General features: G+C 57.0%; 10 protein-coding genes. 8 read left to right on the forward strand and 2 right to left on the reverse strand.

Annotation, left to right across the window (positions count from 1 at the left end; all coding sequences use genetic code 11):
* Positions 1–64 precede the first annotated feature (64 nt).
* The 7 genes from ribBA (at position 65) to ribA (ending at position 5,137) form a co-directional block, all read left to right on the forward strand.
* A complete protein-coding gene (gene ribBA / locus GRX76_RS05985) occupies positions 65–1,180 on the forward strand; it encodes a bifunctional 3,4-dihydroxy-2-butanone-4-phosphate synthase/GTP cyclohydrolase II (RefSeq protein WP_160152478.1) in 1,116 nt (371 codons plus the stop codon).
* A gap of 221 nt (positions 1,181–1,401) precedes the next feature.
* A complete protein-coding gene (gene ribE / locus GRX76_RS05990; RefSeq protein WP_160152479.1) occupies positions 1,402–1,872 on the forward strand; it encodes a 6,7-dimethyl-8-ribityllumazine synthase in 471 nt (156 codons plus the stop codon).
* A gap of 16 nt (positions 1,873–1,888) precedes the next feature.
* Positions 1,889–2,329, forward strand: coding sequence for a transcription antitermination factor NusB (gene nusB, locus GRX76_RS05995; protein WP_160152480.1), 441 nt, complete (start codon positions 1,889–1,891; stop codon positions 2,327–2,329).
* 7 nt (positions 2,330–2,336) lie between these two features.
* Positions 2,337–3,317: a thiamine-phosphate kinase gene (gene thiL, locus GRX76_RS06000; RefSeq protein ID WP_160152481.1), complete on the forward strand. Its 981-nt coding sequence runs from the start codon at positions 2,337–2,339 to the stop codon at positions 3,315–3,317.
* 21 nt (positions 3,318–3,338) lie between these two features.
* Complete coding sequence (locus GRX76_RS06005; RefSeq protein ID WP_160152482.1) at positions 3,339–3,845, forward strand: phosphatidylglycerophosphatase A; 507 nt, start codon at positions 3,339–3,341, stop codon at positions 3,843–3,845.
* Positions 3,846–3,857: 12 nt separating this feature from the next.
* Positions 3,858–4,496 carry a TIGR02281 family clan AA aspartic protease gene (locus GRX76_RS06010; protein WP_160152483.1) on the forward strand — a complete coding sequence of 213 codons (639 nt, stop codon included), beginning with the start codon at positions 3,858–3,860 and terminating at the stop codon, positions 4,494–4,496.
* A gap of 32 nt (positions 4,497–4,528) precedes the next feature.
* Positions 4,529–5,137 carry a GTP cyclohydrolase II gene (ribA, locus tag GRX76_RS06015; RefSeq protein ID WP_160152484.1) on the forward strand — a complete coding sequence of 203 codons (609 nt, stop codon included), beginning with the start codon at positions 4,529–4,531 and terminating at the stop codon, positions 5,135–5,137.
* 380 nt (positions 5,138–5,517) lie between these two features.
* Here ribA and pulA read toward each other — a convergent pair whose 3' ends face one another.
* A complete protein-coding gene (gene pulA, locus GRX76_RS06020) occupies positions 5,518–8,913 on the reverse strand; it encodes a pullulanase-type alpha-1,6-glucosidase (protein WP_160152485.1) in 3,396 nt (1,131 codons plus the stop codon).
* An 808-nt stretch (positions 8,914–9,721) separates the two neighbouring features.
* On the opposite strand from pulA, the gene rsgA reads away from it, so the two are divergent.
* Complete coding sequence (gene rsgA, locus GRX76_RS06025; RefSeq protein WP_236250566.1) at positions 9,722–10,798, forward strand: ribosome small subunit-dependent GTPase A; 1,077 nt, start codon at positions 9,722–9,724, stop codon at positions 10,796–10,798.
* Between the two features lie 100 nt (positions 10,799–10,898).
* On the opposite strand, the gene GRX76_RS06030 is transcribed toward rsgA, so the two are convergent.
* On the reverse strand, positions 10,899–12,782 hold the full coding sequence (locus GRX76_RS06030; RefSeq protein ID WP_236250567.1) for a DUF885 family protein: 1,884 nt from the start codon (positions 12,780–12,782) through the stop codon (positions 10,899–10,901).
* Between the last annotated feature and the right edge of the window lie 27 nt (positions 12,783–12,809).

Consider the following 12,809-nt stretch of genomic DNA (forward strand, 5'->3'; position numbering starts at 1 on the left):
GAGGCTCCCACCGAACACTTCAGGCAGGCTCGAAGAAGTTTGCCAAATACGATCCGAGAGAGTTATGGAACTGAATAGCGTTGAAGAACTGATCGACGATATCCGTCAGGGCAAAATGGTCATCCTGATGGACGACGAAGATCGCGAAAACGAAGGCGACCTGGTAATGGCCGCCGAGCAGGTGCGTCCGGAAGACATCAACTTCATGGCCACCCACGCCCGCGGTCTGATCTGCCTGACCCTGACCGGCGATCGCTGCGAACAGCTCGACCTGCCGCTCATGTCCCGCGACAACGGCGCCCAGTTCAGCACCAACTTCACCGTCTCTATCGAAGCCGCCGAAGGCGTCACCACCGGCATCTCCGCCGCCGACCGCGCCCGCACCATCCGCGCCGCCGTCGCCCGCAATGCCAAGCCGTCCGACATCGTCCAGCCCGGCCACATCTTCCCGATCAAGGCCCAGCCCGGTGGCGTATTGAGCCGCGCCGGCCACACCGAAGCCGGCTGCGACCTGTCGCGCCTAGCCGGCTTCGAGCCCGCCGCCGCCATCGTCGAAATCATGAACGAAGACGGCACCATGGCCCGCCGCCCGGACCTGGAAAAATTTGCCAAACAGCACAACCTCAAGATCGGCACCATCGCCGACCTGATCAACTACCGTGCACTCAACGAAAAAACCGTAGAGTGCGTCAACGAGCGCAAAGTGCACACCGAATTCGGCGAATTCAAACTGCGCACCTACCTCGACAAAGCCCGCCGCGAGCGCCACTTCACCTTCAGCCTCGGTGACTTCCAACCGGAAGAGCCCACCCTGGTGCGGGTACACGTCGCCAGCACCCTGCGTGACGTATTCAGCCTGCGCCGCGGCGACGAGAAATTCGAACCCTGGACCTTCCGCAATGCACTGAAAAAAGTTGCAGAAGAGGGCAAGGGCGTAGTGGTTGTCATCTGCCACAACGAAACCACCGACGAAATTGAAGAAAGCATCGACTGGCTCATCAGCGGCAAGCAACAGCGCCCGAGCCAGGATCTGGTGTACAAGCAGGTAGGTACCGGCTCACAGATTTTGCGCGATCTGAAGGTACGTAAAATGCGTTTGATGAGCGCGCCATTCCGGTTCAGCGCCATTTCCGGTTTTGACCTGGAAGTGGAAGAGTATCTGAACGCAGAAGAAATCTAAGACAAATTGCACAGGTGGTTAATGCCACCGATGTTCAACTTGAAGGCGGGGTGCTGGGTATTTGTTTTCAGAAGCGTCGGCGACAGGGACGTCGCCGACGCAGCGTACAGGGATGTATTCACAGCGGTTCTGAAAACAAATACCCAGTGCCTCGCCGCCACTGACGCGGGACCGAAGCTCAAACCGGGCCCGAAGTGGGATAACCGAAAATGGAAAAGATCATGAGTAATATCAAAGTAATCGAAGGGGATTTCGTAGGCAGCACCGGTAAATACGCGCTGCTGGTGAGCCGCTGGAACAGCTTCGTTGTAGAAAGCCTGAAAGGCGGTGCCCTCGATACTCTGCGTCGCAAAGGCATCAAAGAAGAAGACATCACCATCTACTACGCCCCCGGCGCCTTCGAATTCCCGCTGGCCGCGCAGAAAATTGCCGAAACCAAAAAATTCGACGCAGTGATCGCCCTCGGCGCAGTCATCCGTGGTGGCACCCCGCACTTCGAATACGTCGCCGGCGAATGCACCAAAGGACTCGCCCAGGTCTCCATGAACACCGGCATTCCTGTGACCTTCGGCGTACTCACCGTAGACTCCATCGAACAAGCCATCGAGCGCTCCGGCACCAAAGCCGGCAACAAAGGCTGTGAAGCCGCCGAGACCGCCCTCGAAATGGTCTCCCTGATCAGCAAAATCTGATTGAGAAACGACTGAAATGACCGTAACCGCATCCGCCCGCCGCAAGGCACGCCACTACGCCATGCAGGCCCTGTATCAGTGGCAAATGGCAGGCTCCAACCTGAACGCCATCGAAGCCGAGTTTCATGCCGACAACGACATGACCAAAACCGACGTGGCCTACTTCCGCGAGCTGCTCCACGGCGTGGCAAAAAACCTCGATGAAATCGAAGGAACCTACAGCCAGTACCTCGACCGCGATGTTGAAGAACTCGACCCGGTATCCCGCGCCCTGCTGCGCATGTCCACCTTCGAGATGAAAAACCGCGTCGATGTACCCTACAAAGTCGTGATCAACGAAGCTGTCGCCCTGGCGAAAAAATTCGGCCCCACCGATGCCTTCAAATTTATCAATGGCATCCTCGACAAAGTGGCTCTGAGCGAGCGCAGTGTCGAAGTAAAGGCCGACAAAGGCTAAGCCTCTTATGCCCGGCCCCGGTGAATTTGAACTGATTCGGGAGTACTTTTCCTCCCGCTTTCAGGCCGGAACCCAGCCGGGCCATGTCGCTGATGGCAGTGCCGGAAACGGTGTTGTACTGGGGATCGGCGACGACTGCGCACTGCTGGCGCCGCCGCCCGGAAAACTGCTCGCCACCAGTGTCGATACCTTGGTGGCCGATGTACATTTTCCGGCAAAGGCCGATCCCTACCGTATCGCCAGCCGCGCACTGCGTGTGAATCTCTCCGACCTCGCGGCCATGAACGCCCAGCCCCTGTGGTTTACCCTCGCGCTCACTTTGCCGCAAAGTAATCCGGAATGGCTGGAACCGTTTGCCCGCGGCCTTGCAGAAACCGCGCACCAGTACGGTATTACCCTGATAGGCGGCGATACCACCAAAGGCCCGCTGTCGATCACCATCCAGGTCACCGGTGCCTGCGACAGGCCACTGCGGCGCGATGGCGCAAGCGCCGGTGATATCATTTTTGTCACCAATCAACTGGGCGCCGCCGCAGCCGCGCTGCCTATTGTGCTCGGAGAGATCGCGGGAAGTCCGGAGCAACAGCAGCAGACAGCGGCGTCCTACTACTTCCCCGAACCGCAATTTGCGGTGGCCCGGGCCATTGGTCCCTATGCCAGTGCCGCACTGGATATTTCCGACGGTCTGCTCGGTGATCTCGGGCATATCTGCGAAGCGAGCAGCCTGGGTGCCGAACTGGAGCTGGATAATTTCCCGGTCGCGCAACTGGCACAGTCGATGAATGCGGACACAGCGCTGGAAGCCGCGCTCACCGGCGGCGACGATTACCAGCTCTGCTTTACCTTGCCCGAACAACACCTGAGCACGATCGAAAGCCTGAAGCTGCCGGTTACCGCTGTGGGTCGTATCGTTTCCAAGCCGGGTATCCGCTGCCGCTTGCACGACAAATCCTGGCAGCCAGGCAGCGCCAGCTATCAACATTTTTAACCGGTGGAGAACAACAAGAAAATGACACCGACACAGGCCCAGATTCCGACCCCGACATGGGGTGAGCTACTCCGCAGCCCGGTCATGTTCCTGGCTTTTGGGTTTGGCTCCGGCCTTGCCAAAAAAGCCCCGGGCACCTTTGGCACTCTCGCCGCCGTGCCCGTCTGGTATGGCCTGCAATTTCTGTCGCCGGTGGCCTACCTGGGTGTGATCCTCGTGACGTTTGTTCTGGGCTGTTACCTCTGCGGTGCGGCCTCAAAAACGCTCGGCGTGCACGACCACGGCGGCATCGTATGGGATGAATTCGTCGGCTACTGGCTCACCATGTTTATGGCGCCCGCGGGCTGGCTGTGGGCCCTGTACGGATTTGTGTTGTTCCGGATTTTCGATATCGCAAAACCCCAGCCCATCGGCTGGGCAGACCGCCGGGTACACGGTGGCCTGGGGATCATGCTCGACGATATACTCGCGGGCATCTATGCCGCGCTGGTGTTGCAGGGCACGGCTTACCTGATGCACACCCTCTGAGGCAGGACGCCCATGAAAATGAACAGATTTCTGGTAGTGATCGCACTGTTGTTGCCAGCCATTGGCAGTGCGCAAGATGTACGCTTGAAAGCGATCTTCGGCACCAGTGCCATGTTTGAAATTGACGGCAAGCAGCGGCTGCTGAAATCCGGCAAGACCTCGCCGGAAGGGGTCACACTGGTCTCGGTGACCAGCGACCATGCGCTGGTAAAAATGGATGGTCGGGAACAGCGGCTGACGCTGGCAGCTCCGGTGGCCTCCCAGTACGCAGAAGTCAGCAAGGCCGAAGTACGCCTTAGCCCGGACCGCCGCGGCCACTACAACACCTCGGCCTGGATCAATGGCCGACAGGTGCCGGTGATGGTCGATACCGGGGCAACCAGTATTGCGTTCAACTACCCCACCGCAAAAAGTCTCGGCCTGGACCTTTCCCGCGCGCAACCCATGCGGGTGTCTACCGCCAGTGGAGTGGAGCAGGCTTATCGGTTACAGCTGAGCAGTGTCACCATTGGCGGTATCACGGTGCACAATGTGGATGCGACGGTGCTGGGCAATAATTTCCCCCAGGTGACGCTACTGGGTAACAGTTTTTTGAGCCGCGTGGATATGCAGCAACAGGATGGTCTGTTGTTGCTCCGCGCGCGCGATTGATCACGCACATTGATGGAACGTGAGGTATCAGTTTGACCATTCGCTATGTGGAATCCTCCAAGCTGCCAACTTCCTGGGGCATGTTTGAGATGCACGGTTTTGAGGAAGTGGAGACCGGCAAGGAGCATGTTGTTCTGAGCATGGGTGACCTGGATACGGATACGCCGGTATTGGCCCGTATTCACTCCGAGTGTCTGACTGGAGATGCTTTGTTTTCCCTGCGCTGTGATTGCGGTGCGCAGTTGCAATATGCGTTACATCGGATTGCCACTGAAGGACGTGGTGCGGTGTTTTACCTGCGTCAGGAAGGGCGAGGCATCGGTTTGCTGAACAAGATCCGTGCGTACAAACTGCAGGATTGTGGTGCCGATACGGTAGAAGCCAATGAACGTTTGGGCTTTGGTGCGGATATGCGGGATTACTCCATTCTCAAACCAATGATCGACCATTTGGGTATCAAGTCCATTCGCCTGATGACGAATAACCCACGCAAGGTAAAAGCGTTGGAGGATCTTGGTATTGAAGTGACCGAGCGTCTGCCACATCAGTCTGGACGTAATCCGCACAACACGAATTACCTTTCTACCAAGAAAGGGAAGCTCGGCCATTTGTTTGATGATGAAGAAGGCTCAGAGAAGTAACTAAAAAACGGCCGTTAAAGCATCGGTAATATATAAGAATTCAAATTGAAGGCCTCGGTACTGGCGACCGTTTCCGGGACCGTCCGCGGCCAGGACGGCCGCAGCCGAGCCCCCATGGATGGGTTTACGGCGTGTCCCGGAAACGGTTGCCAGTAGCGGGGCCGCCACTCCCCAGGCTACGAAGTCCTCCTAATACCCCGGAGCTTCACTTTCTTGCGGTATAGGTGGCGAGCCTGCTACCGGTGACTTTATGCGAGACACGAGCTAGGCGCCCCCCCCGTAAACCCATCCATGGGGGCTCTTCTAAAACATCCCTGTTTTAGAAGGTCTCGCATAAAGTCCCCGGTATCAGCCTCTTCGAATCTAGCTCTATATCTCCGTCAGAAGCTTGAGAAAAATCTTTCAAATAAATCTGTAAGAATCTTTAGAGCGTCTTTCTTTTCTCTAAAATTTTCCAATTTTTCTGCGTTTCTAATCTGAATAAATACTGCAGTTGTTCTACCTGGCAGTGTGAAAGCCCCTGAATTGCGATCGAATTTCGCACTGCGCAGTTCCGGATCTGCAGAATGTCTTTGCATCGGGTGCAGCTTCAGATGAGTACCTGCCAGTGCGTCGTGATTGAACGTAATGGTTTCTTTGTCGCCATTAAATAACACCACAATGCGTTCATAGCGGCGATCGATTTCACCCTCCAGATCCTCCAGTTGCATCGCGATCAATCCTGGCACCTGCTCCGGGCCAGTGTTGAGGAAGCTCACGTGCTTCTGAACTTCTGCTGCAGTGGTCAAGCGGAACAGCGGCGAACCGTTGCGAATGGCCAGTTGCTCGCGGAAGATGGCCGCGGTCTGCTCGCGGTGGGATTTGTGGGGGGCGAGGTTCGGGTTCGCCAGCAGGGGCTGCATGATCCACCAGCTGTCTTCGTTTTTGTCTGCGATGGGCAGGCCCGCCCCCCACTTGTCGGTTTCCAGTGAGAAATCCAGAGCATTGAACCAGTCGCCAGAGTTGTAACTGTCGCGGTCCATGGATTTTGAGCGCAGGAAGTCCTGGCCGGCGTGGATAAACGGTACCCCCTGAGCAAACAAGACTAGTGAATTACTGAAGGCCTGGATGCGTGCACGGTCTTCAATAGTTGCCGTGCTATTAGCTTTGATCTGTACGCCGTCAAACAGGGTTTCATTGTCGTGGGCGGCGATGTAATTGATGGACTCCTGTGGGTCGCCGGTGTAACCGGTGGGCTGGCCGTTGTAGATCAGCTGTTCACCACGGGTTTCATTACCGTAGGAGTCAGTGAAGCGGTAGTCCTTGAGGTTGCCGGCGAGGGATACGCGCACCTTGTCCGCGAGTGTCAGCAGGGTCTGGCGTTCGTCGCCCCAGAATTTACCGTTGCTGTCGGTAAACAGACCGTTGCCGAAACCCTGCTCCTCAAAGCCACCAAACGGATTGCCGCCGCGCACACTGTCGCGCAGGCGATCATTGAAGGTGCCGACACCGCTGCCTGCCATGTTGCCCTGGCGCGCCTGTACGAAGCGGGCATCGTTGGCCACTTCACCAAAGTTCCAGCCTTCACCGTAGAGGTACACAGACTTGCCATCCACGCCGGCATTTTGCGGTGTTAACGCATCCAGCATGGCGCGGGTCTTGAGGATATTGTCGAGGCTGTGGTGGCCCATCAGGTCGAAGCGGAAACCGTCTACCTTGTAGTCTTTGGCCCAGACTTCCATGGAGTCCAGCATGAGTTTTTCCATCATGCGGTGTTCGCTGGCGGTGTTGGCGCAGCAGCTGCTCATTTCCACATTGCCGTCATTGTTGCGGCGGTGGTAATAGCCGGGAACGATTTTATCCAACACCGAGTTCTGGTACTGGCCGAAGGAACTGGTGTGGTTATAAACCACATCCATCACAACACGCAGGCCGCTTCGGGAAAGGCTCTGTACCATTTCGCGGAATTCACGAATACGGGCGGTGCCGTTGGCATCGGTGGCGAAGCTGCCTTCCGGAACAGTGAAGTGGAGTGGGTCGTAACCCCAGTTGAAACCGTCAGTATCGCGGATGGCGTTGACAGCGGCCTGTTGCGCTTCGCTATCGGCGGCGTAGACAGAAAGGTCTTCCGGTGCTTGCTGCTGTGACTTTTCTTCATTGACGGTGGCGAAGTCAAACGCGGGCAGCAGGTGGATATGGCTCATGCCCGATTGCGCGAGCTTTTTCAGGTGGCGCATGCCATCGCTGTGACGGCGGGTGAAGGCCTTGAAAGTGCCGCGCTCGTTTTCCGGCACGCTGCTGTCTTCAATGGAGAAGTCCCGCACATGCAGTTCGTAAACCGAGATATCTTCGGGGTTTTCCAGTTTCGGTTTGTGCAGGCGTTTCCAGCCGCGGGGCTGCAAATCGCGGTCGTCCAGGTTGATGATCTGGCTTTTGCCGCTGTTGAGCGACAGCCCCAGGGAATAGGGGTCGGTCACCAGATTGGTTTCCACCGCGTCAGAAAAATACGAGAAGACTTCGACCTCATACAGGTAATAAGCGCGATCCCACTCTTTACCGATGGCGGCCTGCCAGGCGCCGTCCTGCAGGGTCATTTCCAGCACCATATCGGCTACTTCGGACTGCGGGTCGTTGAACAGGTGCAGTTTTACCGAACGCGCGGTGGGGGCCCAGAGGCGGAAGTCGATCGCATTGTGGGTAACGTCAGCACCCAGTTTACCGTCGTAATAAAATGCCTGGTCCAGCAGGCCCGCGAGCTGAATACCGGTGGCATCTTTCAACCTGCCATTGCTGTCGTAAAGCGCGAGGGCCAGCTGTCCACTGATCAGTTGACTCGGATCAATTTCCTGAGTGAGCGAAAAGACGTTCTGGCTGGCGAGGTGGGGGAATTTTTCCTGGCTATCTTGCGGCAGTGTGGCGTGGGACTGCAGTGGATAGCTGGCATCGGCGGCAATGCCATCCGGGGTGATTTTCAGATTGCCGTCAGCGCTGTACAGCAACTGTACCCGGTCGCCATCGGCGGGGCTGATGTTCCAGGCGAAGTGACTGTTGTCTACCCAGTGAGCCTTTTCCTGGGTCAGGTCGCCGCGGGGAATACCGTTGGTGCTGATGGTGACCTGTTTACTGTTGGCATCGAAGGCAAAATAAATTTCGTCGCCATCCTCCGCCACGTTGAAGGGCACATTGCCGCCGTTGTTACCGTAGCTTTCATTCCAGCCTTCATTCAGTGCCACTTTGAATTCGTAGCTGCCGGCGGGAATTTCTGTGGTGAGGAAGCTGTAGATACCGTCACCATCGCTGTCCTGTAGCCAGCTGCGCAGACAGTCCGGTTGCCAGTCTCCGGAGCAGCCCAGTGCGCCCTGAAAATTGCCCGCGGCGGTGGCGATGGTGCTATTGGCGTTGCTGGTAATCCAGTGGGTTTCGTGATCGTAGTAGAACTTGACCGCGCGGCTTTCGCCCAGTTGCAATCCGATATTGGCGCCGTTGCGATAGCCGTTTGCGCCGTAGTTTTCGTCCCAACTATTATTCAGTGCCGCCTTGTATTCCCAGTTGCCGGCGGGAACCGAGAAGGTGGCCTGCCATTTGTCGTCGTTTGCATCGTACGCCAGTTGCGTTGCCGGGCATTCGGGTTGCCAGTCACCGGGGCAGCCGAGGGCGGCCTGCAGGTTGCCGGGGATGCCTACGCTGGTGGGGGCCGGAGTGTCGGAAGCCTGCGCCTGGTTGGCGGTGAGGATGGCGTGGGATAACAGACTGGCGGCCAGCAGCAGGCCGGCGGGCTTGGATAGCGTCGCGTGCATGGGGTTCTCTCTGATTGCTATTGTTATTTGGAGCGCTGTTATTTGGAGCGTCGTTATTCAGTTCGATCATCGGGGTATCGCATACCCCGCACCATTGGACGAGAGATCTCCGCGTGCGACCTCCTCCCCGGGGGAGGGTGAATGAAACAGGCGCCAGGCGTAGTGGATCAGGGGTATCTGCTCGGGTATTGCGCTGTAACAAACCCTTCACAAAAGCTTCACTTGAAAGCAATCAATTAACGCCATTCTGTACCTGAGCAAGACGCTGGTCTCGCGAGTTGCCAGGGAAGGGCAATAGAGTGACCGATGGAGTGGCGAGGTCAGAGGGTGCGTCTATACTCAAATTATCTGAACGCTGAAGGTCGAGAAAGGTGATGTACCGTCAGTGATCCGATATAGAGGCCGGCTTTATGCCGGCTTTTCTTTTTTGTGCGGGCCTGTAGCGCCTGTACCGCGGCGCGCCCTGTAGACAGTCTGCGGGTTCAAGCTATTGCGGTTGGCTGGCTTGGCTGTTAAATTGCGTGAAATTCCACCAGCGGAGGATTGTTGATGAGTGTATCCAACCCCCGCCGGGCCAGCCGCGACTGACGATTCCCCTGGTCAGTCACCTGCCCGGCAATGTTCTTTTGTCGGGTTTCCCACCCAACTGGAAACCCTATCCCATACTGCCCAGACTGTGTCTGAGGCTTGATAGACGTACGCCTGCCTGACGGAAAACACCGGGGCAGGGTACATTTGAGGGTTTAGAACCTTGAGTAAATCTCTGATTTCACGCCGCCCGGCATTTCGGCGCGGAGCCTCTGCGGCTGTGCAACAAAAATCCGCCAGTGCACCATCACCCTTGCGGCAGCTGGGTTGGAAACCTTTTTTCCAACAGCAGCTGAGCCTGGATGAATTGAATGACTGTGTGCCGGTGCGGGTTATGGCGGTACACCGAAGCCAGATCGAGGTCTCCGGTGAAGAGGGCGAGGAGCCGGTACTGGTCAACGGCTCCTTGTTTGAAGACGCCGCGGAAAAACCGACGGTGGGTGACTGGCTCCTACTGGATCGCGAAACGCGCAAACCACAGCGGCGCCTCGAACGTAGCAGCCTGTTCCGGCGCATGGCGCCGGGTGCCAAACAGGCACAGCTGATTGCGGCGAATATCGACAACGTCCTGATTGTTTCCTCGTGCAACAACGACTTCAACCTGTCGCGTATCGAACGCTATCTGGCGCTGGTGCGCGAAGCCGGTTGTCGGGCCTGTCTGGTATTGACCAAAGCGGACCTCAGTGACAATCACGAGCAGTACACCGACGCACTGAAAAAACACCGCGACCTGCCGTTGATTCTGGTTAATGCGCTGGACACGACAACCCTGGAGCCGCTGCGCGATTACTGCCGCAATGGCGAGACCGTCGCCTTGCTCGGCTCGTCCGGTGTTGGTAAATCCACATTGCTCAACAGCCTGGCTGGCCAGGTACTGGCGGCCACTTCAGGTATCCGTGAAGACGACAGTAAGGGTCGCCACACCACCCGCCACCGCGCGCTTTATGCCATACCCGAAGGTGGGCTGTTACTCGACAGCCCGGGTATGCGCGAACTGGGCCTGGCGGATGTGAGTGAAGGCCTGGCGGCGACGTTTGCAGATATCGGCAAACTGGCGGCAAAGTGCCGCTTCGCCGATTGTGCCCATGAATCCGAACCCGGCTGCGCGGTACGGGCGGCCATCGATTCTGGTGCTTTGGATGAAAGGCGCCTGCGAAACTGGCAGAAGCTGGAGCGGGAAGTGGCGCGCAACAGTAAGACGCTCGCGGAAACGCGTGCGGGTGATCGGGCGTTCAGTCAGTTCGTTCGCAAAGTGGTGCAGGAACAGGCGCGTTTGCGGAAAAGTGGAGAGGAATAAGTACACGTGCACAGCCCCCAGGCTTTTAGTGAAGACAAGGCGGCGGGGCTGTTTTTAGATACGTCAGCGACAGGGACGTCGCTGACGTATCTAACCGGGATCAGTTCAATGCAGTCTGCCCAGCGCCACCGGCAGCGGGAACGGCCTGGCTGATCTCTCCACCCTGCGATTCAATCCAGATATTCATCCGGCTTTCCAGCACATTTAAAGGCAGCGCTCCTGCTCCCAACAGTGCATCGTGGAACTGGCGAATATTGAAGTTGGTATCCAGCGCTTTTTCAGCGCGCGCACGAATTTCCTTGATCTTCAGCTGGCCGACTTTATACGCCAGCGCCTGTCCCGGCCAAACCAGGTAGCGATCAATTTCCACCATCACATCGTGCTCCGGCTTGGCGCTGTTCTCCATGAAATATGCAATCGCCTCATCACGGCTCCAGCCGAGCTGATGCATGCCCGTATCCACTACCAGACGCACCGCGCGCCACATATCGTACGTCAGCGCGCCAAACTCGTTATAAGGGTCTTTGTACAGGCCCAGGTCGTAACCCAGGCTCTCGGAATACAGGCCCCAGCCCTCGACAAAGCCGGTGTACATTTTTTCGCGGCGCAGCGGGTGAATATCCTGCTGTTCCTGAGCCAGTGCAATCTGTAAATGGTGGCCCGGCATCGCCTCGTGTACCGTCAGCGCCTCCATTTCCCAGGTCGGACGGCTCTTCAGATCGTAGGTATTCGCAAAGAAAACACCCGCGCGCCCCGCCTCTTTGGAACCTGGCTGATAGTAAGCGGTGGTCTGGGATTTTTCCGAGTAGCTCGGGATCGGCTTCACCCCGTAAGGCAAGCGCGGCAGGGTGCCGAACAGCGCCGGCAGTTCACCGTCGATACGCTTGGCAATATCCCGGTAATTCTTCAACAGGTCTTCTTTGGTGTCGTAGTAAAACTGCGGATCGTTGCGCAGGAAATCCGTAAACGCTTTGAAGTCGCCTGCAAACCCGGTCTTCTTGATGATGGCATCCATCTCTCCGCGAATACGCCGTACCTCGCCGAGGCCGATACGGTGAATCTCCTCGGGGCTCAGGTCGGTAGTGGTCTCTTCCTGAACCTTGTAGGCGTACCAGCGGATGCCATCGTCATTTTTGGTAAACGCCGTTTCGGTGGTGGCATTGGGGATATATTCCCGCTCGACGAACTCCGCAAAGGCCTGCCAATTAGGCACCAGCGACTTCTGGTAAATGCTCTGCGCCTGATTGCGCAGCTTGGCCTGTTGTGCCGCCGGCAGCGATGATGGCATTTCGTTAAAGGCTTTCAGCAACGGGCTCTGCTTCGGATCTGCCGGCACCAGCGCACGGATCTGCCCGGGCAGGTCGCGCAGGGTAATCTGTGGTGGAGTCAGGTTTTGCCGCAGGCCTTTTTCCATCAGGATTTTGGTTTGTTCGATCAGGCCGGGCAGTTTGTCCAGTCGCGCCAGAATATCTTCATAATCTTTTGCGGTGCGCTTGGGCATGGCGTTGAGCACCGCGGGCACGCTGCGCTGGATGCCACTCATGTGATTAACCGGCAGCAGGTGCTCTGGGAACTGGTAGCCTTTGACCTGCATCAGCAGGTCCTGGTACAGCAGTTGGTAGTCGAGCTGTTCGTCCTCGGCCAGTTTGCTTTTATCCAGGTGGCGACTGGCGGCAAGTAATCTGCGGGTCTGTCCTTTGCGGCGTTCGATACCGGCATTGGATTGGTCGGTCCAGTTGCGTTCTACTCCGGGGTAACCTTTGTAGGTGGCAGATTCCGGATAGCTTTCCATAATCCAACGGTAGCGCAGGTCTTGCAGTGCCTGCAGTTTTTCACTGGCGCCCTTTTTGGGCATGGAATCCATGGCTTTTTCAAACGCTTTCTGGTCCATGGCCTGAACATTCAGGCTTATTGCCATGATGGCGGTAGTTAAGCTGAGATGTTTAGAGTTCAGGATTTTTTTTACTGAATTGGAAAAGGACATCGTACTTCCTGTCTCTGATTTATAGTT

Source organism: Microbulbifer sp. ALW1 (genome assembly GCF_009903625.1).
GTDB lineage: Bacteria > Pseudomonadota > Gammaproteobacteria > Pseudomonadales > Cellvibrionaceae > Microbulbifer.

Coding starts and splice junctions, on each gene's coding strand:
- nusB (WP_160152480.1), top strand. CDS start 1,889: ATGACCGTAACCGCATCCGCCCGCCGCAAGGCACGCCACTACGCCATG.
- pulA (WP_160152485.1), bottom strand. CDS start 8,913: ATGCACGCGACGCTATCCAAGCCCGCCGGCCTGCTGCTGGCCGCCAGT.
- ribE (WP_160152479.1), top strand. CDS start 1,402: ATGAGTAATATCAAAGTAATCGAAGGGGATTTCGTAGGCAGCACCGGT.
- GRX76_RS06030 (WP_236250567.1), bottom strand. CDS start 12,782: ATGTCCTTTTCCAATTCAGTAAAAAAAATCCTGAACTCTAAACATCTC.
- GRX76_RS06005 (WP_160152482.1), top strand. CDS start 3,339: ATGACACCGACACAGGCCCAGATTCCGACCCCGACATGGGGTGAGCTA.
- thiL (WP_160152481.1), top strand. CDS start 2,337: ATGCCCGGCCCCGGTGAATTTGAACTGATTCGGGAGTACTTTTCCTCC.
- GRX76_RS06010 (WP_160152483.1), top strand. CDS start 3,858: ATGAAAATGAACAGATTTCTGGTAGTGATCGCACTGTTGTTGCCAGCC.
- ribBA (WP_160152478.1), top strand. CDS start 65: ATGGAACTGAATAGCGTTGAAGAACTGATCGACGATATCCGTCAGGGC.